At 72.1% G+C, this 21,449-nt stretch carries 18 protein-coding genes, 1 other RNA gene and 1 pseudogene; 11 read left to right on the top strand and 9 right to left on the bottom strand.

Annotation, left to right across the window (positions count from 1 at the left end; genetic code table 11):
* The first annotated feature begins 8 nt into the window (after nt 1–8).
* Nucleotides 9–1,085, top strand: coding sequence for a Zn-dependent alcohol dehydrogenase (locus tag QMK28_RS16155; protein ID WP_326438426.1), 1,077 nt, complete (start codon nt 9–11; stop codon nt 1,083–1,085).
* A gap of 75 nt (nt 1,086–1,160) precedes the next feature.
* Nucleotides 1,161–2,114 carry a 3-oxoacyl-ACP reductase gene (locus QMK28_RS16160; RefSeq protein ID WP_326438428.1) on the top strand — a complete coding sequence of 318 codons (954 nt, stop codon included), beginning with the start codon at nt 1,161–1,163 and terminating at the stop codon, nt 2,112–2,114.
* A gap of 12 nt (nt 2,115–2,126) precedes the next feature.
* Here the strand turns inward: QMK28_RS16160 and QMK28_RS16165 are convergent, their stop codons facing one another.
* The gene (locus QMK28_RS16165) at nt 2,127–2,288 is read right to left on the bottom strand and encodes a hypothetical protein (RefSeq protein WP_326438430.1); all 162 of its coding nucleotides are present in this window, start codon (nt 2,286–2,288) and stop codon (nt 2,127–2,129) included.
* Between the two features lie 167 nt (nt 2,289–2,455).
* Nucleotides 2,456–3,631, bottom strand: a complete 1,176-nt coding sequence (locus QMK28_RS16170; protein ID WP_443050739.1) for a hypothetical protein — start codon at nt 3,629–3,631, stop codon at nt 2,456–2,458.
* A 629-nt stretch (nt 3,632–4,260) separates the two neighbouring features.
* Between QMK28_RS16170 and QMK28_RS16175 the strand changes: the two are divergent.
* The 4 genes and pseudogenes from QMK28_RS16175 to QMK28_RS16190 all read left to right on the top strand — a co-directional run bounded on the left by QMK28_RS16175 (nt 4,261) and on the right by QMK28_RS16190 (nt 8,434).
* Nucleotides 4,261–5,300: pseudogene (locus tag QMK28_RS16175) on the top strand (ABC transporter substrate-binding protein).
* Nucleotides 5,301–5,548: 248 nt separating this feature from the next.
* Complete coding sequence (locus tag QMK28_RS16180; protein WP_326438434.1) at nt 5,549–6,409, top strand: Nif3-like dinuclear metal center hexameric protein; 861 nt, start codon at nt 5,549–5,551, stop codon at nt 6,407–6,409.
* 38 nt (nt 6,410–6,447) lie between these two features.
* Nucleotides 6,448–7,191: a zinc ribbon domain-containing protein gene (locus QMK28_RS16185; RefSeq protein WP_326438473.1), complete on the top strand. Its 744-nt coding sequence runs from the start codon at nt 6,448–6,450 to the stop codon at nt 7,189–7,191.
* Nucleotides 7,192–7,195: 4 nt separating this feature from the next.
* Nucleotides 7,196–8,434 carry a bifunctional RNase H/acid phosphatase gene (locus QMK28_RS16190; RefSeq protein ID WP_326438436.1) on the top strand — a complete coding sequence of 413 codons (1,239 nt, stop codon included), beginning with the start codon at nt 7,196–7,198 and terminating at the stop codon, nt 8,432–8,434.
* Between the two features lie 551 nt (nt 8,435–8,985).
* Here QMK28_RS16190 and eda read toward each other — a convergent pair.
* Both eda and yaaA read right to left on the bottom strand, forming a co-directional pair.
* Nucleotides 8,986–9,657 (bottom strand): bifunctional 4-hydroxy-2-oxoglutarate aldolase/2-dehydro-3-deoxy-phosphogluconate aldolase, encoded by a 672-nt coding sequence (gene eda, locus QMK28_RS16195; RefSeq protein ID WP_326438438.1) that lies wholly within the window; start codon nt 9,655–9,657, stop codon nt 8,986–8,988.
* Between the two features lie 95 nt (nt 9,658–9,752).
* Entirely contained in the window at nt 9,753–10,550 is a 798-nt protein-coding gene (gene yaaA / locus QMK28_RS16200; RefSeq protein WP_326438440.1) for a peroxide stress protein YaaA, read from the bottom strand.
* Nucleotides 10,551–10,959: 409 nt separating this feature from the next.
* Between yaaA and rnpB the strand changes: the two genes are divergently transcribed.
* Nucleotides 10,960–11,363, top strand: an RNA gene (gene rnpB / locus QMK28_RS16205) — RNase P RNA component class A.
* Between the two features lie 426 nt (nt 11,364–11,789).
* Here the strand turns inward: rnpB and QMK28_RS16210 are convergent.
* The 3 genes from QMK28_RS16210 to QMK28_RS16220 all read right to left on the bottom strand — a co-directional run bounded on the left by QMK28_RS16210 (nt 11,790) and on the right by QMK28_RS16220 (nt 14,087).
* Nucleotides 11,790–12,590, bottom strand: coding sequence for an AAA family ATPase (locus QMK28_RS16210; RefSeq protein WP_326438442.1), 801 nt, complete (start codon nt 12,588–12,590; stop codon nt 11,790–11,792).
* A 65-nt stretch (nt 12,591–12,655) separates the two neighbouring features.
* The gene (locus QMK28_RS16215) at nt 12,656–13,117 is read right to left on the bottom strand and encodes an AAA family ATPase (RefSeq protein ID WP_326438444.1); all 462 of its coding nucleotides are present in this window, start codon (nt 13,115–13,117) and stop codon (nt 12,656–12,658) included.
* Nucleotides 13,118–13,622: 505 nt separating this feature from the next.
* A complete protein-coding gene (locus QMK28_RS16220; RefSeq protein ID WP_326438446.1) occupies nt 13,623–14,087 on the bottom strand; it encodes a lamin tail domain-containing protein in 465 nt (154 codons plus the stop codon).
* A gap of 314 nt (nt 14,088–14,401) precedes the next feature.
* Between QMK28_RS16220 and QMK28_RS16225 the strand changes: the two genes are divergently transcribed.
* The 3 genes from QMK28_RS16225 (at nt 14,402) to QMK28_RS16235 (ending at nt 17,462) form a co-directional block, all read left to right on the top strand.
* On the top strand, nt 14,402–14,971 hold the full coding sequence (locus QMK28_RS16225) for a PadR family transcriptional regulator (protein ID WP_326438448.1): 570 nt from the start codon (nt 14,402–14,404) through the stop codon (nt 14,969–14,971).
* Entirely contained in the window at nt 14,958–15,791 is an 834-nt protein-coding gene (locus QMK28_RS16230) for an SGNH/GDSL hydrolase family protein (RefSeq protein WP_326438450.1), read from the top strand. Before QMK28_RS16225 ends, QMK28_RS16230 begins: the two co-directional genes overlap by 14 nt.
* 135 nt (nt 15,792–15,926) lie before the next feature.
* A complete protein-coding gene (locus QMK28_RS16235) occupies nt 15,927–17,462 on the top strand; it encodes an ATP-dependent DNA ligase (RefSeq protein ID WP_326438452.1) in 1,536 nt (511 codons plus the stop codon).
* A gap of 141 nt (nt 17,463–17,603) precedes the next feature.
* Here the strand turns inward: QMK28_RS16235 and QMK28_RS16240 are convergent, their stop codons facing one another.
* Both QMK28_RS16240 and QMK28_RS16245 read right to left on the bottom strand, forming a co-directional pair.
* Complete coding sequence (locus QMK28_RS16240) at nt 17,604–18,359, bottom strand: SDR family oxidoreductase (protein WP_326438454.1); 756 nt, start codon at nt 18,357–18,359, stop codon at nt 17,604–17,606.
* Nucleotides 18,360–18,395: 36 nt separating this feature from the next.
* Nucleotides 18,396–19,361 carry a DUF4429 domain-containing protein gene (locus QMK28_RS16245; RefSeq protein ID WP_326438456.1) on the bottom strand — a complete coding sequence of 322 codons (966 nt, stop codon included), beginning with the start codon at nt 19,359–19,361 and terminating at the stop codon, nt 18,396–18,398.
* Nucleotides 19,362–19,681: 320 nt separating this feature from the next.
* Between QMK28_RS16245 and QMK28_RS16250 the strand changes: the two genes are divergently transcribed.
* Nucleotides 19,682–21,346 carry an alkaline phosphatase D family protein gene (locus tag QMK28_RS16250; RefSeq protein WP_326438458.1) on the top strand — a complete coding sequence of 555 codons (1,665 nt, stop codon included), beginning with the start codon at nt 19,682–19,684 and terminating at the stop codon, nt 21,344–21,346.
* Nucleotides 21,347–21,449: the final 103 nt, after the last annotated feature.

A 21,449-nucleotide genomic window follows, 5' to 3' on the forward strand; every position in this document is an offset into this window, starting at 1 on the left:
GCCGCACCGTGCGCGCAGCCATACAGCACGAGATAGGGCAGGACAAGCTCGAAGTCCACGACGACGTCGAGGCGGTGGGCTTTGGCCCCGGAAAGGTGAAGCTCCGGATCAGGGCCACCGGCCTGTGCCACTCGGACCTCTCCGCGATGAGCGGCGTGCTGCCGCAGCCCGCTCCCTTCGTACCGGGCCACGAGGGCGCGGGCGAGATCATCGACGTGGGCGACGGCGTCACCGGCCTCACCCAGGGGGACCGGGTGCTGGTCTGCTGGCTGCCCGCCTGCGGCAGCTGTCCGGCCTGCAAGCGGGGTCAGACGCAACTCTGCCTCGCCGGATTCATGAACGCCGGCACGCCCAACTTCAAGCGCCTCGACGGCGATGTCTTCGGCTTCGCCGGAACCGGCACCTTCACTGAGGAGGTCGTGGTCGACGCGGGCTGCGCCGTCCCGATCCCGGACGACGTGCCGTTCGAGATCGCCGCGCTCATCGGCTGCGGTGTCACCACCGGGCTCGGCGCGGCGCTCAACACCGCGAAGGTGGAGGCCGGCTCATCGGTTGCGGTGGTCGGCTGCGGCGGGGTCGGCATCAGCGCGATCCAGGGCGCGCGGGCCTCGGGCGCCGCCCAGATCATCGCCGTCGACCCGGTCGAGTCCCGCCGCGAAGCCGCGCTGCGCTTCGGCGCCACCGAAGCCGTGTCGCCCGAAGGGTTCGCCGACGCCAAGAGCCGGGTCACCGCCAACGAGGGCTTCGACTACGTCTTCGAGGTCGTCGGCAAGTCCGCCACCGCCCGCGTCGCGTACGACAACACCCGGCGCGGCGGCACGCTCTGCATCGTGGGCGCGGGGGCCATGGACGACTTCTTCCAGGTCAACATGTTCGAGCTGTTCTTCGACGAGAAGAAGATCCTGCCTTCGATGTACGGCGGCGGCGACGTGCTCCGGTCGTACGAGCGGGCCATCGCCCTGTGGCGCGCGGGCCGTATCGATCTCGAAGGTCTCATCACGCACCGCGTACAGCTCGCCGAGATCAATGACGCGATCGACCAGATGCGCACCGGCGAGGCGCTGCGCACCTGCATCTCGATCTGAGCATCTCGATCCGAGCGTGCGGCCCGAAGCCCGTTACTCCCGCCCACCGTCCACCGTCCGTTCCAGGGAGCGCAGATGTACTTGCAGGGGAAGACCGCGATCGTCACTGGTGCGGGCCGGGGCCTGGGCCGGGCCGAGGCTCTTGAACTGGCGCGGCTCGGCGCGAATGTCGTGGTGAACGACTTCGGCCAGCCGGGCCGCGACGGCTCGGGCGAAGCCTCCGCGACTCCGGCCGAGGAGGTCGTGGCGGAGATCCGGGCCGCGGGCGGCCCGGCCGTCGCGCACCTCGGCGACGTGGCCGACTTCGAGCAGGCGCGCGGCCTGGTGCGGCTCGCGATCGACACCTACGGATCGCTCGACATCCTGGTCAACAACGCGGGCATCCTGCGGGACCGGATGGTCTTCTCGATGACCGAGGAGGAGTGGGACTCGGTCATCCACGTCCACCTCAAGGGCCACTTCAACACCACGCACTTCGCCGCCGCGCACTGGCGCGCCCAGTCCAAGGCGGCGGGCGGCCCGGTCTACGGACGGATCGTCAACACGTCCTCGGAAGCGTTCCTGGCCGGATCAGCGGGCCAGCCGAACTACGCGGCGGCCAAGGGCGGCATCGTCGGCCTCACCACCTCCACCGCGGACGCGCTGCGCAAGTACGGCGTCACGGCCAACGCCATCTGCCCGCGCGCCCGTACCCGGATGACCGAGGACGTTTTCTCGTCCATCCCCGCCGGTCAGGAAGGCGGGCCGGCTGGGGAGGGCGCGTTCGACATCCTCGCCCCCGAGCACGTCTCACCGCTCGTCGGCTATCTCTCCGCGCCGGCGGCCGAGCGCATCAGCGGGCAGGTCTTCGTGGTCCACGGCGGGATGGTCGCGCTCGTCGACCGGCCCAAGGTGGCCGCCAAGTTCGACACCGCCAAGGAGGTGTTCAGCTACGAGGAACTCGACGGGCTGCTCACGCCGTACTTCGCGGAGCGCCCGCCGAACGAGACCTTCGCCGCGACTGAGGTGCTGGGCCTCAAGCACGGCTAGCCGCAAGCACGGCTAGCGGTCGGCCGCCGGTTCGTCGCGCCGGTGGCGGCCGCCGTTGGCCAGGTCGGGGGCCTCCTTGGACGAGGTCGAGCCCCGGTGTTTTCCGTGGCCCGTCGGCTGGTCCGCGCTGTTCTGGAGGCGTGCGTCGTTCGTCTCACTGCGGGCTATGGGCATGTGGCAATTCGCTCCGTGGATCGCTGCGTGCGGCGTGCTGCGTGCGGCGTGCTGTGTTCGGCGTGCTGCGTGCGGCGTCCTGTGTTCGACGTGCTGTGTTCGGCGGAGGTTGCTCGCCCCGGCCGAACACAGTAACCAGTGTGATGATCCGGTATCCACCGCGCGATCTAACGCGCCTGAGTGAGCGGCGCCTGTTGCAGTGGCACCGGCCGCAGCACCAACGTCCGCTCGTCGCCTTCCTCCTCCGGTTGCCCCGGCACGCTTGATGACGTCGCCGTGGCCGACTCCATACCCGTGATCGACGTGATTGATGTGACTGAAGTAACCGATGAATCCGACGAGGTCCGAGACCTGCCCGCTCCCCCCGGCCGGCGCCGCGAGGCCGAGGCGTGGGGGATGCCGCCCGTGTCGAGGTCGCAGGCCGCCTCGGGCGGCCGTACCCGCGCGAGCCCGCAGGGCGTCTGCGCGGTGGCGTACGGGAGGAGGAGCTGACCCTCCCGCGTCCACAGGCCCGCGCCGGCCAGCCAGCCGGGCGGCGTGGCCACCGGGTTCGACCGCCGGTCCGACGGCCGCCAGACGCTGGCCCAACTGCCCTGCGCGCCGTCGACGCGGAGCGCCACCGCGCAGCGCTCCGGCATCAGGTCCTGCCCCGGCTGCACGGCGAAGGGCACCATGGACGTGCCGTCCTCGGGCAGTAGTCCCTCCGGGAAGCGCACCGGCCGCTGGCTGCCGAGTACGCCCCAGCCGAACCGGTCGTGGCCGGGCGCGTCAGAGTGTACGAGCAGCAGTCCGCTGTCCGGATCGGCCAGCAGCAGGCGGTCGTTGCTGTGCTCCGCGATCTGGAGGAGCGGGGTCACCTCGCCGCCGCGCCGCAGATCCACCGCGACCGTCTTCGTCCGGCCCTCCAGCTCGCGGTCGAGGGCGAGCATCCGGCCCGTGCGGTCCAGCCAGGCGCCGCCCGAACAACGGCCCCGGATCTCGGCGATGTGCTCTGGGCCAAACGTTCCGCCACATACGAGCCAGACCGCCGTCGAGCGCTCGCCGGGCGCGAGAGCGTAGACGGCCGAGCCGCCGGGGGCCGGTGGCAGCAGGGTCAGCCACGGGCATTCGACGGAGCCGAGCGGCAGCTCACCGGTCTGCGGACCGGTCGGGTACAGCAGGGAGAACGCGTAGCGGTCGGCGACCCGGCGGCGGATCAGCACCCGCCCGTCGGCGAGCGGCAGCAACTCGCTGTCGGCCTCCTCGGGCTGGGTGCCCGCCAGCGGGACGGCGTACGGCTCGGGGCCGTCCAGCGTCCAGCGCTCGGGGTACCAGCCGCCTGACGCCATGAACCCTGACGCCATGAACCCTGACGCCATGAACCCGGGCGGCATAGCCCCGGGTGCCGTGGCCCCGGACACCATGGGCCCGCCGCGCCGACCGTCCCCGTGTCCGCCGCGCTCCCCGTGCCAGTCGGGCCCTCCTGGCCCGCCGCGCCCGCTCGCGCCATCGTTCCGGTCGGATCCGTAGTTCCGGCCGAACCCGTCGGATCCGCCGGTCCCACCGGACCCAGCGCTCCCACCGGGCCCGCCGGACCCGCCGAATCCGCCACTCCGCACCAGCCGCGCGGCGTACGCCCCGTCAGCGGCAATGGTCAAACCCGCCCGATGCGGGCTGCCGCTCAGCGCGGCACCCTCGGTGACACAGGCCGTCATCACACGGTCACCTCCTGCAACCGAAAGTAGTTATCGCACTCCCTGCCGAACACCGCCGCTGGAGGCGCTTCACACATACGGGTGCCTGTTGCCCGGTTCGGCTGAGGCGACGGCTCCGGATGTGCTCGGGGCGCGTCGGGTGATCGAAACCACAGGTCACGCGGTTGAACCACAGGCCATGCGGTTGCCGAGGCGGAGTGAGCGGCGCTTAAGGTCAGGGTCGCCTAAGCGTCATTTCCTGCTGGGCCGTCCTCGTTCGACCCTGTCAGGAGCCCGTCATGTCCCTACGACGCCGCGGTACCGCCGCCGTCGCCCTCGCCGTGGCCGCCGCACTCTCCCTCGCGGCCTGTGGCGGCGAAAAGAGCGACGGGGCCGACGCCGGGGGCACGGCCGCCGACAAGAAGTCCGTCGCGCAGGGCGGCGAGGACTTCACGGAGGCCGCCAAGGACACCGCCGCGATGCGATGGGCAGCGACGCCGAGCCGGGCGAGTTCCCCCGCACCGTGAAGCACGCGATGGGCAGCACCGAGCTCCCGTCCGCGCCGAAGCGCGTCGTCGTCCTGGACGTCGGCGAGCTCGACAACGTCGTCTCGCTCGGCATGAAGCCGGTCGGCTTCAGCCCCACCGAGGGCGACGACGGCATACCCGGCTACCTCAAGAAGGCCGCCGGCAACCCCAAGAGCGTCGGCACCGTCAACAACCTCAACCTTGAGGCCATCAACGCGCTGCACCCCGACCTGATCCTCGGCAGCCAACTGCGCGCCGCGGACAAGTACGACCAGCTCTCGAAGATCGCGCCGACCGTCTTCTCCATCCGTCCGGGCTTCACCTGGAAGCAGAACTACCTCCTCAACGCGTCGGCTCTGGACAGGACCGCGGCGGCGAAGAAGAACCTCGCCGCGTACCGGGCCAAGGTCGAGGAGCTGGGCGAGGACATCGGCGACAAGAAGCCGACGATCACGATGCCGCGCTACATGCCGGAGATGATCCGGCTCTACGCGAAGGCGTCCTTCATCGGCACCGTCCTCGACGACGCGGGCCTGCCGCGGCCGAAGAACCAGCAGGTCAACGACCTCGCGGCGGAGGTCAGCCCGGAGAAGATCGCCGACGCCGACGCCGACTGGATCTTCACCGGCGTCTACGGCGACGCCAAGGCCACCGAGCGCAACAAGGCCGAGGACAACCCGCTCTGGAAGAAGCTGGGCGCGGTCAAGGCCGGCCACGCGAAGGACGTGCCGGACGAGACCTGGTACCTCGGCCTCGGCGTCACCGCGGCCGACAGCGTCCTGGGCGACCTCCGGGGCTATCTCGTCAAGTAGCCGTACGGGAGTAGGCGCACGGGAGCAGGCGTACGACGCGGGCCGGGCGCGGGGGTGAAGAGAGGCGGGCGCGGGGCGGGCGTTTCCCCCAGTGCGCCCCCGCGCGGCACCGGCGCCCCGGCCGGCCCCGCCCGCATCCGTGGCCGCGCCCCGCCCGTACCCCCGTGCCGCCCCGGCCCGCACCCCAGCCCGTATCCGTCAAGCAGCGACTCACCGCGCGGGCACAGCTGGGAGGTAACCTCTCACCTGTGCCCGCACTGTCTGAAGTCCTCGCCGCGCTCGATGTCCTGTGGCCCCCCGAGCGGGCCGAGCAGTGGGATGCCGTCGGCACCGTCTGCGGCGATGTCGGCAACCCCGGCGCGGAAGTCCGGCGGGTGCTGTTCGCCGTCGACCCCGTGCAGGAGATCGTCGACGAGGCCGTGAAGCTCGGCGCCGACCTGATCGTCACGCACCACCCGCTCTACCTGCGCGGCACGACGACCGTCGCGGCCGACACCTTCAAGGGCCGGGTCGTGCACACCCTGATCAAGCAGGACATCGCGCTGCACGTCGCGCACACCAACGCCGACCGCGCCGACCCCGGCGTCTCGGACGCCCTCGCAGGCGCGCTCGGCCTGCGGGTCACCGGTCCGCTGGTGCCCGACGCGAGCGACCCGGCGGGCCGTCGCGGCCTCGGCCGGATCTGCGAGCTCGACGCACCGCAGACGCCGGCCGCCTTCGCCGAACGGGTCGCCGCCCGGCTGCCGCGCACCGCGCAGGGCATCCGCGTCGCGGGCGACCCGCAGCGCACGATCCGTACCGTCGCCGTCTGCGGCGGCTCCGGCGACAGCCTCTTCGACGAGGTCCGCGCCGCCGGGGTCGACGCCTACGTCACCGCCGATCTGCGCCACCACCCGGCCTCCGAGGCCCAGCGGCAGAGCCCGCTCGTGCTCGTGGACGCCGCGCACTGGGCCACCGAGTGGCCGTGGTGCGAGCAGGCAGCCGCCCAGCTCGACGCGGTCTCCGAGCGGCACGGCTGGGGCCTGCGCACCCATGTCTCCCGTACGGTCACCGACCCGTGGACCGCGCACGCGGCCTCCCCGGCGCCGGACCCGACCGACGCCCCCTGAACCTTTCCCGCCCCAACCAGCAGCCCAGGAGCCCCAAGCTGAACGCCGCGCCCGCCGACCAGATCCGCCTCCTCGACGTCCAAGCCCTGGACGTCCGCAGCGCGCAGCTCGCGCACAGGCGCAGCAGCCTGCCGGAGCACGCCGAGATCCAGACCCTGGAGGGCGACCTCGCGCAGCTGCGCGACCTGCTCGTCGCCTCCACGACCGAAGAGAGCGACACCGCTCGCGAGCAGACCAAGGCCGAGCACGACGTGGACCAGGTGCGCCAGCGCGCCGCCCGCGACCAGCAGCGCCTCGACTCCGGCGCGGTCAGCTCGCCGAAGGACCTGGAGAACCTCCAGCGCGAGATCGTCTCGCTCGCCAAGCGCCAGGGTGACCTGGAGGACGTCGTCCTCGAAGTCATGGAGCGCCGCGAGTCCGCCCAGGAGCGCGCCGCCGAGCTGACCGGCCGCGTCGCCTCCCTCGAAGCCAAGCTCGCCGACGCCGCGACCCGGCGCGACGCCGCGTTCGCGGAGATGGAGACGGAGAGCGCCGCCGTCGCCAAGGAGCGCGAGCTGACCGTCGCGACGCTCCCCGCCGACCTGCTGAAGCTGTACGACAAGCTCTGCCAGCAGCAGGGCGGCGTCGGCGCGGCCCGGCTCTTCCAGCGCCGCTGCGAGGGCTGCCGGCTGGAGCTCAACATCACCGAGCTGAACGAGGTCCGCGCGGCGGCTCCGGACACCGTGGTGCGCTGCGAGAACTGTCTCCGCATCCTGGTCCGCACGCCCGAATCGGGGCTCTGAGCAGATGGCCGCCGCTCACCAGGCGCGCCGCCGCTTCGTGGTCGAGGCCGACGGCGGCTCCCGGGGCAACCCGGGGCCCGCGGGCTACGGCGCGGTAGTGCTGGACCCGGCGACCGGCGAAGCGCTCGCCGAGGCCGCCGATGGCATCGGGACGGCGACCAACAACGTCGCCGAGTACCGGGGGCTGATCGCCGGCCTGCGGGCCGCGAAGGCGCTCGATCCCGAGGCCGAGGTCCACGTCCGGATGGACTCCAAGCTCGTCGTCGAGCAGATGTCGGGCCGCTGGAAGATCAAGCACCCGGACATGCGCCCGCTCGCCGCCGAGGCGAAGGGCATCCTGCCGGTCGGCCAGGTCTCGTACGAGTGGATTCCGCGCGAGAAGAACAAGCACGCGGACCGGCTCGCCAACGAGGCGATGGACGCGGCCAAGCGGGGCAAGAAGTGGCAGCCCGCGGAGTCCATGGCCGCGCTCCGCACGCCGGCCGCGGCGAGGGCGTCGGCCCCCGCCGGGACCTCCGCCGCCTCGGCCGTCGGGGCGGGCACGCTCCCGGACCCGATCGCCGAGCCGCTGAGCGAGCCCAAGGTCACCGCGGTCGGCTGGGCCGCCACCGCCGATCTGGGGACGCCCACCACCTTCGTGCTGCTCCGGCACGGCGAGACGGCCCTCACTCCCGAGAAGCGCTTCTCGGGCAGCGGCGGCACCGACCCCGAACTCTCCGCCGCGGGCCGCCGTCAGGCCGAGCAGGCCGCGGTCGCGCTGGCCGCGCGCGGCACCGTCCAGGCCGTCGTCAGCTCGCCGCTGCGGCGCTGCGTCGAGACCGCTGAGGCGGTGGCGGGCCGCCTCGGGCTCGACGTCCGCATCGAACAGGGCCTGCGCGAGACCGACTTCGGGGCTTGGGAGGGCCTGACCTTCGCCGAGGTGCGGGAGCGCTACCCCGAAGACCTCGACGCTTGGCTGGCCTCCGCGAGAACCGCCCCCACCGGCGGGGGCGAAGCCTTCGCGACGGTCACCCGCCGCGTCGGCGTCGCCCGCGACAAGCTGCTCGCGCGCTACGCGGGCAAGACGGTGCTGCTCGTCACACACGTCACGCCGGTCAAAACCCTCGTCCGCCTCGCGCTCGGCGCCCCGCCGGAGTCCCTGTTCCGGATGGAACTCTCGGCGGCTTCGTTCTCGGCTCTGGCGTACTACGGCGACGGCAACGCGTCGGTGCGGCTGCTGAACGATACGGGGCACCTGCGGTAGCTGCGGGTGGTTTTCGGGCTGCGGTTCGGTTCGTCGTACGCGCGGGTCCTGGAATCCGGCTGCGCCCTGAGGGCGGACACGATGTCCGCCTCGGGGCGCAGCCGTTTTGGGGCGGGGCGCTGCGGGGTGCGGTGCGGCGCGGTGCTATCCGGCTCAGCGGTTCGCGGCTCACGGGCCGATGGGCAACGGCGGGCTCTCGAAGAGCCTGGGTTCGACCGGCCCGGGTTCACCAAGCCCGCGCGGGGCCCGCGCCCAACGCGGTGGGGCGCCGCTCAACGCCGCGGTGCGCTCAACGCGCCGGCGAACTCGGCGCCGGCGAACCCCGCGCCGGCGAAGCCGCCTTGTGGGCACCAGCCCTTGGTCCTGAGCCCGACACCGCCGCGACCTACCGTCCCCGTGCCCAACGCCGCAGGCTGCTCAGCGTGACATCGAGGCCCGCGGCAGCGAAGCCGCTGCGCGCGGGCGCGGTCCGTGGGCCTGGGCCGGATGGACCCGCTGCGCGCCGGGCCCGCGCCCAACGCGGAGACGCGCCGCTCAACACCGCCGCGCGCTCAACGCCCCACCGAAGCCCGCGGCAGCGAAGCCGCCTCGCGGGCGAGCCGCTCCACCCGTGCCCAGTCCTTCGTCGCCAGCGCGTCCGCGGGCAGCATCCAGGTGCCGCCGACACAGCCGACGTTGGACAGTTCGAGGTACGAGGGAGCCGAGGCCAGGCCGATGCCGCCGGTGGGGCAGAAGCGGGCCTGGGGGAGTGGTGCGGAGAGTGACTTGAGGTACGCGGTGCCGCCTGCGGCCTCCGCCGGGAAGAACTTCATCTCGGTGACGCCGCGCTCCAGCAGCGCGACGACCTCGGAGGCGGTCGAGACGCCGGGGAGGAACGGCACTCCGGACGCCCGCATGGCGCCCAGCAGCCGGTCCGTCCAACCGGGGCTGACCAGGAAGCGCGATCCGGCCTCGACCGCAGCCGCGACCTGCTCGGGGGTGATGACCGTGCCCGCGCCGATCACCGCGTCCGGTACCTCGGCGGCGATCGCGCGGATGGCGTCGAGGGCGGCCGGGGTGCGGAGGGTCACCTCGATGGCGGGCAGCCCGCCCGCGACCAGGGCGCGGGCCAGTGGCACGGCGTCGGCGGCGTCGTCGAGGACGACGACCGGTACGACCGGGGCCAGATCGAGGACGGACTTCGGGGCGGCGGGGAAGGGGGCAGCGCTAGTCACGCTGCCCATCCTGCCGCCGCCGGACATTCTGTGCAACGAGCGTTGCGCAAGACGCAACGCTGTCGCAGGCTGTCGCAGGCTGCCGCCTCAGAGTTCCGTGACGATCACAGCTCCGTGACGATCACATCGAGCAGCCACACCCGGCCGACCCGCGTCGGGGCCGTGAGCTCGACCGCGTACCCCAGATCCCGCAGCGCCTCCGCCAGCTCGGCGGGCGCCTTCGGCTCGATGCCCGCTGTCAGCAGGTCCCGCACGATCCGGCCCTTGGTGGCCTTGTTGAAGTGGCTGACCACCGACCGCTTCTCGACGCCGTCCACGATCTTCGAGTGGAGGACGCGTACGCCGGCCGTGCGCGCCGAGACCTCGCCCTTCGGCTTCCAGGCCGTCGCGTACGCGGCCGAGCGCAGATCCAGCACCAGGCTGTCCCCGGCGGCCTCCTGCAGCACCTTGCCCATGGGGGCGCGCCAGTAGGTCCCGAGCGCCCCCAGCGCGGGCAGCTTCACGCCCATCGAGCAGCGGTAGGAGGGGATCGCGTCGTTGATCCGTACCGCGCCCCACAGCCCGGAGAACACCAGCAGCGAGCGCTCCGCCCGCTGCCGGGCCGCCGCGTCGAGGGTGGCCAGGCCCAGCGCGTCGTACAGCACGCCCGTGTAGATCTCGCCCGCGGGCCGCGTACCGGCGGTCGGCAGCGCGGCGTTCTTCGCGACCTCGCCGCGCAGCCCCTCGCTCAGCCCGAGCACGGTCCGTGCCTTCTCCTCGTCCGCCGAGCACAGCTCGACCAGCTCCCGGAATACCGTGGCCCGCGCCTGCGCGAGCTTCGGCAGGGACAGTCCGGCCGGCTCCAGTGTCGGACCGGTTCCGCCGGTGGCCTTCCCTTCGGACGGGGGCAACAGCACGAGCACGATGTTCTCCTTGTACGGGCGGTACGGGTGATGCACGCAATGCGGGTGAGGCAGGCGGTGCGGGGCGGCGCGGGCTGACGGCCGAACAAAACCCCCGCCGCAGCCTAAGGCCTCCGGCATACAGGTCCGATCCGGCGGATATGGGCGATGCGTACGCGGCCGGTGCGCGGCCCGTACGCAGCCCTTACGCAGCCCGTACACAGTCGGCCACAGCGGCTCGCGGTGAGCGCCCGCGCACGCCCCACGGCGTACCGCCTCGCCGTGCTCCCCGCGCACTCCCCCACCGCGCTCGCCGTGCCGCCGCCATACGCTCGGAACCATGCCCCGCCGTCCTACGCATGTTGCGGCTTCGCAGCCCCGACCTCTCCGGAGCCGGCCCGGCGGCGGGTAGCATGGTCGGCACGGCGGACGAGCCGGCCGGGCGGCCGCGTCGAGGTCTCAGGATCTCGCCGAGGAACGTCCGGGCTCCACAAGGCAGGGTGGTGGGTAACGCCCACCCGGGGTGACCCGCGGGACAGTGCCACAGAAAATAGACCGCCGGAGGCCGCGAGGCCGCCGGTAAGGGTGAAACGGTGGTGTAAGAGACCACCAGCGTCCAGGGTGACCTGGACGGCTAGGTAAACCCCACCCGGAGCAAGGTCAAGAAGAGCCGCTGTAAAACGGCTCTGCGCGGGCGTTCGAGGGCAGCCGGCCCGAGTCCGCGGGTAGACCGCAGGAGGCTGTCGGCAACGGCAGTCGTAGATGGATGGCCGCCTCCCCCAGGGCCGCGAGGCGCTGGGGAGACAGAATCCGGCGTACAGGCCGACTCGTCCGCTACACCGCTCCGACCCTGGTCGGAGCGGTGTTCCACTCCGTCCTGCGCCTGCGGGGTCGAATCGAGCAGGAAGGTCGTTCCACGGACCAGCCCACCCTCGCGCCGCGATGGTCAGCAGCACTCAAGCGCCGTACAGTCCACGCCACTCGTCCAGTGCCGCTACCGTCTTCGCCCCCAGGACATTGGCGGCTGCCGTGGGCGTCAGCCCTTCCATAGCGCGCACCACACCTGTGAATGGCGAAATCCGCAGCGCATCGGCGATCTGCGCCGCTTGAGCAGTCCGCGCACGTGACGCTTGGCGGCCTTGGCGTTGGCCCACTCCTCGCGCGCCGTCGTGCTGGTCCCACCCCGGACCGTGACGTTCACGCTGCGCCTGGTCAGAAGCCGCTGGGTAGCCGGTGGTGCGGTGATCCGCTGTACAGGGATCACCGTTCGCCACCCAAGCGGGCCGCCACCTCGGTCACCCGGGCTTCCAGCGAACTGGCCAGGAGCCCGCTCAGCTTCGAGTACTCCGTGACCTCCTCCGCGTCGGCGGTCCCGGCGTAGACCTTCCGCTCCAGCGCCACCAGACGCTGCCTCTTGTGTTCGGCTCGGTCGGAGTACGGACTCTCCAGGCCGAACAGCGCCGACAGCACCGCGTCGTCCCCGCTGCCGTAGACGATGCGCTGGTACAGCTTCTCGTCCACCACTTCGGGCGGCCGCCGCTCGTCCGGCCCCGGCAGTCGGATCAGGCCGCCTGGGTCGGCGGCCTGGCAGATGTACGGGCTGTGGCTGGAGACGATGAACTGGATGTTCGGGAAGTGCCGCCGCATCCAGCCGCCGATGTGCCGCTGCCAGGTGACGTGCAAATGCGCGTCCAGCTCATCGATCAACACCACGCCGGGCGCGCCGATTGCGACGCCGCCGTCGTCCGTCGACACTACGTGCAGGCTGCCGTAGGCGGCCTGGATCTGCCGGGTCATGTCCAGCACCAGAGCGGCTACCGTGCGGTAGCCGTCACTCATCTCGCGCAGCGGATAGGAGCGTTTGAGGCCTTTCTTCGCCACCCACAGCCCGTCCGAGTCAACTCGCCTGACCTGGTAGTCGTCCGGCAGCAGCCCGTCCGACAGCAGGGTTGTGACCGTCCTCAGCAGGCTGGCAGCACCCGGACGCCTCTCCAGACGCCGCAGATGCAGGTCGACCAGCCATGAGACACCTTCCGCCAGCGAGGTGTCCTCGTGGAACAAGGTCGCCAACCTGCCTGCGGGGCCGGGCGCGAGCATGAGTCGCTGAGCCTCTCCGGAACCACCCATCAACCGCCGGAACGGCCCGTATCCGGCGCAGAACCATCCGCACGGGTTCCCCGCCCACGGGCCGCGCTCGGCGCCTTGAAGGGCTCCATGGACGGCCGCAGGCTCTCCAGTCGCTCGCCGCCGCCCTGCACGGGCCGGGACCAATTCAGTCCGAGCACCAGCTCACCCTTCGGTGCGCGGCCGCGGCCGGTGAGGGCGTCGGACTCGTCACGGACGACGCTAGCCTCTGCCCAGCCCAAACGGGCCCGGGTCGTGAGCCAGCCACCGAAGTCCGCCACCAGGGTGCGGGAGACCGACGGGCCGCCGAGTGTCAGCGCGACCGCTTGGAGCAGGGTTGTCTTCCCGGAACCGTTGCGCCCTGCGAGCACGGTCCAGCTGCCACGCGCGGGCAGCGCCAGATCCACCGCGCGCTTTCCGGTGAAGCCTCTGATGTTCGACAGACGGACTCTCGCGACGTACACCCGTGTCCGTCTTCCTCTGGTCGGTGCGCCCACCCGCGGTGTCCTGTGCGATGCGCCTGAGGCGGGCCCCTGGCGTGTTCACCATCTCACGAACCGCTCTGCGTCCGACGCCCGCTTTCTGAAGAGCCCGTATCCGGAATTTCAGACGCAGCGGCGTCGTCTGTGTGTTCCGCATGGTGCGCGATGCGCAGGCTGAACGGTCACCGGAGCGGAAGGAGTTCTCGCCTGGCGGGATACATCTAGCACAGGCGGCTCAGAAGCGGCCGGCCCTGGCGACGGGCAAGAGTCCGTCGCCAGGGTTGCGTTCCGTGAGGGTCCCCGACCAATGTCGGGGACCCTCATCGCATTCGGCCTGCCGGCCAAGTTCAGCTGGGGAGCGGGCCCGCGCTGCCCGCGATTGCGGTCGGCGACCACGGCTGCCGCTGTGTCAGACGGCAGACGGCAGACGGCAGACGTCATGAATCGGGCGTCGGCCCGCGCGTGGCGCGCAGCGGAGGGAGCCGCGTCAGTGACAGCTGGCCGCGCCGCCGCCCGACCCGCTCCAGGAGCAGGAGTCGCGCTGCGCGCCGCTCGGCTTGAGCAGGCGGGCCTTGTCGCCGGTGTTGTTCCAGACGTAGGAGCCACGGTTCCAGTACACGACGCCGGAGGCGTTGTTCCCTCGGCCCGTGCGGACCTTCACGGTCTTGCCCGCGCCGATCCGGTAGCTCCCGAAGGTGTACGCGTAGCCGGTGTTGTCCTTGAGCTTGTAGCCCTTGAGCTGCACGGACGAGCGGGAGTTGTTGTGGATGTCGACCCATTCGGCGTTCAGCGAGGCGTTGGTTCTGGTGTCACGGCCGGGGCTGTCGTACTGGATGGCACCCAGGTGCAGCCCGCTCTGATGGGCGGCGGCCTGCGCCGGCGCGGCGGCCAGCAGGCCACCCGCCAGGGCGACGGCGGCGAGCAGGGCGGGTGTGGCTATGTGTGTGCGCAACGGGATCTCCGAGGGATGAGGCAAGCGGCGAGCGGGTGCTGGCGCGAGTGGTGACACGGATGCCGGTGCTGCTGACATGGCTGCGCGGTCGTTCTTGCGCTGTTCCGATGTCAGTTCGCCTGGTCGCCCTATGTTTACGCACTGGTAGGGGGCATCGGTGGCTTCTTCCGGAACAAGGCGCAGATTGTTGCTGGTGAACCTTTGTTCTTGGTGCCTGCATGGTCACTGGCAAGGTCATTGATATAGCCATAGAAGTGGCTAGTCATTTTTTTGACTATGGTGGGTAGTCCACCCGGCAAGGCAAGGAGGACACGATGGCGCTCCGCCACGCGGTGCTCGCCGCGCTACTCGACGGCGAGTACAGCGGCTACCAGCTGGCCAAGGCGTTCGACGTCGGCGTAGCCAACTTCTGGTACGCGCTGCCGCAGCAGCTCTACCTCGAACTGGCCGGGCTGGAGAGGGACGGGCTGGTCGCCGGACGGCGGGTCGTTCAGGAAACCCGGCCGAACAAGCGGCTGTTCACGGTCACAGCGGCGGGACTGGCCGAGCTGGAACGCTTCGCGGTCGCCGCGTCCAAGCCGTCCTTCATCCGGGACGACCTGCTGGTCAAGGTTCAGGCGATCGACCGCATCGGTGCGGAACCGGTGATCGCGCAGCTCGAAGAGCGGGCGGCGGTCGCCACTGGCAGGATCGAGGTCTTCGGCAAGCTCCTCCAGCGTCTCCGCGGCGATGAGACCGAGGAGAGGTATCTGCGCGACGGGGAGCGGATCGGGCCGTACCTGACCTGTCTGCGCGGCCGGGAGTTCGAACAGGGGCACCACGACTGGTGCCTGAGGACCGCTGAGCTTCTGAGAAGCCGGGAGGCCGCCCGTGCCGAGCGATGACTTCACCTCCGTCGATCGCGTCCCGCGCGCCGCTCCCGCCTACGCGCGCTACGTCGCGATCGGCGACAGCCAGACCGAGGGGCTCAACGACGGCGACGAGGTCCACGGCTACCGGGGCTGGGCCGACCGGCTCGCCGAACGCCTCGCGGCGGTGAACCCGGAGGTCCGTTACGCGAACCTGGCCGTGCGCGGGCATCTCGCGGGCCAGGTCCGCGCCGCGCAGCTTCCGGCCGCGCTCGCGTTGCGGCCCGATCTGGCCACCGTGGTCGCGGGCATGAACGATCTCATCCGTCCCCGGTACGACGCGGCGGAAGTCGTCGGACACCTCGATGCGATGTTCGCCGGGCTCTCCGCCGCCGGAGTGCACGTCGTCGCGGTCACGTTTCCCGATATCGGGAAGATCGCGCCCATCGCCCGCCCGTTGAGATCCCGCGTGCTGGATCTCAACGCCCGGATCAGGGTCGCCGCCCGACGCCACGGAGCCACGCTCGTCGACACCTTCCCCCATGCCGTCACGACCGACCCGCGGATCTGGAGCCCGGACCGGCTGCACGCCAACGCCCTCGGCCATGACCGCATCGCTGCCGCTGTGGCCCACGGCCTGAGCCTGCCCGGCAGCGACGACACCTGGGCTCTGCCCCTGCCGCCGGGGACCGCTCACTCGGGGTGGCGGGTCGCGCGCACCGAACTCCAGTGGGCCGCTGATTTCCTTGGGCCCTGGATCGTGCGGCGGCTCCGAAACCGCTCCTCCGGAGACGCGCACCTGGCCAAACGCCCCGAACTCGGCCCGGTGACACCCCCACCGGATGGCGCGCTGTGACCTGCCGAAGCCGGCGTAGGCCTCGGTCATGGCGCGGGCCCGTGCGCCCGCTCGCGCTCCCGTCCGGCGCGCCCCCAGGCACGCTGTCGCGCCCGTCGGGCTGCGCCCGCGCCCCCGCCGGGTGAGGATGAGCGCATGCTGCTGGCCGAGATCGCCCGGACCTCGCGGGAGGTCGCCGAGACCGCCGCCCGTTCGACCAAGACCGCGCTGCTCGCGGAGCTGTTCCGGGGGACCGAGCCCGCCGAGGCGCCGGTAGTGATCACTTACCTCGCGGGGCGGCTGCCGCAGCGCAGGATCGGCGTCGGCTGGGGCACGCTGCGGGAGTCCGTGCCGCCGGCCGAGGCGCCGGGGCTCGCGGTGCTGGAGGTGCACGGGCTGCTGGACCGGATCGCGGCCGTCGCCGGGCAGGGCGCGCAGGGTGAGCGGAAGCGGCTGCTGCGCGCCCTGATGTCCGCCGCTACTACCGAGGAGCAGGGGTTTCTGGTCCGGCTGATCAGCGGTGAGGTGCGGCAGGGCGCGCTGGACGCGCTCGCCGTCGAAGCGCTGGCGGCGGCGAGCGGTGCGGCGGCCGTGGACGTACGGCGGGCCGTCATGCTCGGCGGTTCGCTCGGCGCGGTGGCCGAGGTGCTGCTCGCGCGCGGGCCGGCCGCGCTGGCCGACTTCCGGCTGGAGGTCGGCCGTCCGGTGCTGCCGATGCTCGCGCACACCGCCAAGGACGTCGACGAGGCCCTCGACAGGCTCGGCCCCTGCGCGGTCGAGGAGAAGCTCGACGGCGTACGGGTGCAGGTCCACCGGGACGGCGGCGCCGTACGGATCTGGACCCGCACCCTGGACGAGATCACCGACCGGCTGCCCGAGGTCGTCGCGGCCGCTCTGGAGCTGGCGGCCGAACAGGCGGTGCTGGACGGCGAGGTGCTCGCGCTGGGCGAGGACGGCCGGCCGCGCCCGTTCCAGGAGACGGCCGGGCGGGTCGGCTCCCGGCTGGACGTCGCGGGCGCGCGGGTCTCGCTGCCGCTCTCGCCGGTCTTCTTCGACCTGCTGGCCGTGGACGGCCGTGATCTGCTCGCGCTCCCCGCTCAGGAGCGTCACGCCGAGCTGGCCAGGGTGGCTCCTGAGCGGTTGCGCGTACGGCGGCTGGTCGCCGATGACCCCGGCTCGGCCGCGACCCGTGCGGCGGCGCGGGCGTTCGCGGCGGACGCGCTGACCCGCGGTCAGGAGGGCGTCATGGTCAAGGCGCTGGACTCGCCGTACAACGCGGGCCGCCGGGGCGCGTCCTGGCTGAAGGTCAAGCCCGTCCACACGCTCGACCTGGTGGTGCTGGCCGCCGAGTGGGGGCACGGCCGCCGGACCGGCAAGCTGTCCAATCTGCACCTGGGCGCGCGGCAGTCGGACGGCTCGTTCGCGATGCTCGGCAAGACCTTCAAGGGCATGACGGACGTGATGCTGGCCTGGCAGACCGAACGGCTCCAGGAACTGGCCGTCGAGACGCCTGCCTGGGGCGTGGTGGTCCGGCCCGAGCTGGTGGTGGAGATCGCCTTCGACGGGGTCCAGGGCTCCTCCCGCTATCCGGCGGGGGTGACCCTGCGCTTCGCGCGGGTGCTCAGGTACCGCGAGGACAAGCGCGCGGCCGACGCCGACACGGTCGCGACGGTCGTCGCGTTGCGCGGCTGACGCGCGCCGGACCCGGCAGCCGCGCGCCTTCCCGAGCGCCGCGCGCCCTCTTCAGCCCCGCGCCGTTCCCCGCGCCCTCACGCCCCTTCAGCCCCGCGCCCTCTCAGCCTCCCGCGCCCTCGCGCGCGCCCCCGCGCCCCCTCAGCCCCGCCCGATGTACGGCATGGCCGTCGCCATCACCGTCGCGAACTGGACGTTCGCGGCGAGCGGCAGCGACGCCATGTGCAGCACCGTGCGGGCCACGTCCGCCGCGTCCATCACCGGCTCCACGGCGGTCGTCCCGTTGGCCTGCGGGACGCCGGTCCGCATGCGCTCGGTCATCTCCGTCGCCGCGTTGCCGATGTCGAGCTGGCCGCAGGCGATGCCGTACGCCCGTCCGTCCAGCGACAGCGACTTGGTGAGGCCGGTCATCGCGTGCTTCGTCGCGGTGTAGGCGACGCTGTTCGGGCGCGGGACATGGGCCGAGATGGAGCCGTTGTTGATGATCCGGCCGCCCTGCGGGTGCTGCTCCTTCATCAGCCGGAAGGCGCCCTGCGCGCAGAGGAACGCTCCGGTGAGGTTGACGTCCACGACCGAGCGCCACTCGTCGTACGTCAGCTCCTCCAGCGGTACCGAGGGGCCGAAGCCGCCCGCGTTGTTGAACAGCAGGTCGAGCCGCCCGAAGTGGTCCCGTACGGTCGCGAAGAGCGCGTCGACGCGCTCCGGGCGCGTCACATCGCACGGCACCGGCAGCGCCGCCGTGCTGTTCCCCGCCAGGCCCGCCGTCTCCCGCAGGGCCGGCTCACGCCGTCCCGCCAGGGCCACGGCCCATCCGGCGTCGGCGAGGGTCAGCGCGACCGCCCGGCCGATTCCGGAGCCCGCGCCGGTCACTACCGCGACTTTCTGGATCTCACTCATGGCATCGCAGGGTAGAGGGGAACGGCGGGCCCCCGGTCAGCCGCCCCCGTGGAAGGGGGCCAGCACCGTCTGTTTGGCGGCGGCGAACTCCTCGTCGGTGAGGACGCCGTCGCGGCGCAGTTCGCCGAGTTCGCGCAGTCGGCGCAGCAGGGCGTCGTGGTCGTTGCCGGTGCTGTCGCCGGGGGCGCGGGTCGCCTCTCGGGTGGGGGCCGGCGCGCTCATGTCGCCGGGGGCTTCCTGGCCCGCGTCGCCAGTCGCCGGCTCACCGGACCCGCCGGCCCCGGCCACCTCGATTCCGGCCGCCGGATGCGGCAGCCGGGCCGCTACGGCCGCCGCCAGCAGCGCCGTCGTCCCGCTTTCCTTCTTGAAGCCCCACACCAGCAGGCAGTTGGGGTCGTGCTCGGGCTTCATCTTGGTGACCATGCCTTTGGGGACGAAGCGCAGGCAGCCGCTCTCCAGCCCTATCGCGGGGGTCCACCCCACGCCCGCCAGGTCGTCCAGCGCGAAGCTGCGGCTTCCCGCGGCCTTCTTGCTCTCCTCGACCATCCAGTTCCATTCGAGGCGGACCCGTTCGCCGTCGAAGGTCGCGGTGCCGTCCACCGCGGTCGCGGAGAGCGGGACAGCCGGTCCCGGCAGCAGGAAGCGGTCGCACGGGCCGGTCGGCACCTGCTCGACGACCATCGCGTTGCGCACCTCGTCGGCGAAGTACTCCGCGACGCCCGTGCGGTCCGAGCCCACCGCCGCCTGATACGGATCGGCGGCTTCCGGCAGCCCGCCGCCGGTGACGTGCAGCAGCGGATCGGCGCCCGCGCGCAGTCGCAGCCGCAGCCGGCCGCCCTTCTTGCCCGGTTCGTACGCGATCCCGGCCAGCGCCTGGAGCGGCACGGCTATCTCGCCGAGCAGCTGCCGCAGCTTGTGCACGCCCCGGTCGCGCCCCGGCACGATCCGGATGACCTCGCCGTCGAACGTCCAGGTGCCGTCTCGTGCCATCAGCTCTGCCATGGCGCGATTTTACGACTGCGCGCGGCCGGGGCCGACGACCGGATGGAGTCCGCCGGTGACCGTACGGGGGGCCGGTCGGCAGCGGGCTGCCACAGCGGCGTGCGCGTCGGCCGTGCGCCCCCTTGACCGCCCCTTGTGCGCCCGTTGCGCGCCCGCCGTTCGTCTTATTTCCATACCGGAATGTCCGTGGCCGTCCGTTGCGGAGCCGGTTCTCACCCAACCGACATGTATGTGTTGTGCACGCGTCAGAGTGCAGCCGTCCCCCGCCACTCGAATGCGCTGTGACACCCCGCGCGTCATCACGAGTCAGGGAGGGCCACATGCCGCACGCCTCACTCCGGCACGACCGCCAGAACAGCACGGACCGCCAGGGCCGCCAGGAACTTCTGGCCGCCGCCGCGCACCTCGGCCGCCGCCGCTTCCTCACGGTCACCGGCGCCGCCGCCGCGCTCGCCTTCGCCACTAACCTCCCCGGCACCGGCGCGGCGCAGGCAGCCGAACTGGACGGCAAGCGGATAGGGGCCGACCCCTTCACCCTCGGCGTGGGTTCCGGCGACCCGCTGCCCGGCTCCGTCGTGCTGTGGACCCGGCTCGCCCCGGAGCCGTACGAGGTCGGCGGCGGCCTGCCCCGGGAGAGAGTCGCGGTCCGCTGGGAGGTGGCGCACGACGAGCGCTTCAGCCGCGTCGTCAGGCGCGGCTGGGCCACCGCCCACCCCGAGTTCAACCACAGCCTGCACGTCGAAGCCGTCGGCCTGTCCCCGGACCGCGTCTACTACTTCCGCTTCCGCGCCGGAGACTGGATCAGCCCGCTCGGCCGCACCCGCACCGCCCCCGCGCAGCACGCCCGGATCTCCGAATTGCGCCTCGGCGTCGTCTCCTGCCAGGCGTACCAGGACGGCTACTTCACCGCGTACGAGCACCTCGCGGAGGAAGACCTCGACGCCGTCTTCCATCTCGGCGATTACATGTACGAGTACGCCGTCGACGCGGCGGGCGGCGCCCGCAAGTACACCGACCGGGTGCTGCCCGCGCACTACAACCACGAGACGGTCACCCTCGACGACTACCGGCTGCGCTACGCGCTCTACAAGACCGACCCCGACCTGATCGCCGCGCACGCCGCGCACCCCTTCATCGTCACCTGGGACGACCACGAGGCCGAGAACAACTACGCGAACGCGACCTCCGAGAACAACCTGCCGCCCGCCGAGTTCCTGGTCCGCCGCGCCGCCGCCTACCGCGCGTACTGGGAGAACCAGCCGCTGCGCGGCCCGCAGCGGCCCAACGGCCCCGACATGCGGCTGTACCGCCGTCTCCAGTTCGGCCGGCTCGCGCAGTTCGACATCCTCGACACCCGGCAGTACCGCTCCGACCAGGCGTACGGCGACGGCTGGCACGCGCCGGGACCGGAGTCGGCGGATCCGGCCCGTACGATCACCGGCGCGGCCCAGGAGCGCTGGCTGATCGACGGCTGGCGCGGCTCGCAGGCGCTCTGGAACGTGCTGCCGCAGCAGGTCGCCTTGTCCCAGCGGCGCAGCGTGCCCACCGACGCGTACAAGCTCAGCATGGACGCGTGGGACGGCTACAGCGCCTCGCGCGAGCGGGTGCTCGCCGGAGCCGAGTCGGCGGGGGTCGACAACCTGGTGGTCCTCACCGGTGATGTGCACGTCAGCTTCGGCTTCGACATCAAGCGGGACTTCGACAGGCCGGACTCGCGCACCACCGGCGTCGAGCTGGTCACCACCTCCATCAGCAGCGGCAAGAACGGCGCGGAGAAGCCCGCCAACTGGGACGCCTACATGGCGGCCAACCCGCACATGAAGTTCTACAACGGCCGCCGCGGCTACCTCAGGCTCACCCTGGACCAGCAGAAGGCCAGGGCCGACTTCCGGACGGTCCCGGCGGTCACCACCCCCGGCGCGCCGATCAGCACAGCGGCGTCGTTCATCACCGAGGCGGGCAAGCCCGGACTCAAGCGGGTCTGACGGCGGGCACGGGGACGGGGCGGGTCGGCAGGCCGACGCGCCCCGGGGTGGGCGCGGGGGCGTGCGCGTAGAGCGTGCGAGCGGGGCGCGGTGGCGCGGGCGC

Source organism: Streptomyces sp. H27-D2 (assembly GCF_035828615.1).
GTDB lineage: Bacteria > Actinomycetota > Actinomycetes > Streptomycetales > Streptomycetaceae > Streptomyces.

Coding starts and splice junctions, on each gene's coding strand:
- QMK28_RS16225 (WP_326438448.1), top strand. CDS start 14,402: ATGGCGCTCCGCCACGCGGTGCTCGCCGCGCTACTCGACGGCGAGTAC.
- QMK28_RS16165 (WP_326438430.1), bottom strand. CDS start 2,288: ATGCCCATAGCCCGCAGTGAGACGAACGACGCACGCCTCCAGAACAGC.
- eda (WP_326438438.1), bottom strand. CDS start 9,657: ATGGGCAGCGTGACTAGCGCTGCCCCCTTCCCCGCCGCCCCGAAGTCC.
- QMK28_RS16235 (WP_326438452.1), top strand. CDS start 15,927: ATGCTGCTGGCCGAGATCGCCCGGACCTCGCGGGAGGTCGCCGAGACC.
- QMK28_RS16250 (WP_326438458.1), top strand. CDS start 19,682: ATGCCGCACGCCTCACTCCGGCACGACCGCCAGAACAGCACGGACCGC.
- QMK28_RS16240 (WP_326438454.1), bottom strand. CDS start 18,359: ATGAGTGAGATCCAGAAAGTCGCGGTAGTGACCGGCGCGGGCTCCGGA.
- QMK28_RS16245 (WP_326438456.1), bottom strand. CDS start 19,361: ATGGCAGAGCTGATGGCACGAGACGGCACCTGGACGTTCGACGGCGAG.
- QMK28_RS16190 (WP_326438436.1), top strand. CDS start 7,196: ATGGCCGCCGCTCACCAGGCGCGCCGCCGCTTCGTGGTCGAGGCCGAC.
- QMK28_RS16160 (WP_326438428.1), top strand. CDS start 1,161: ATGTACTTGCAGGGGAAGACCGCGATCGTCACTGGTGCGGGCCGGGGC.
- QMK28_RS16170 (WP_443050739.1), bottom strand. CDS start 3,631: ATGGCGTCAGGGTTCATGGCGTCAGGCGGCTGGTACCCCGAGCGCTGG.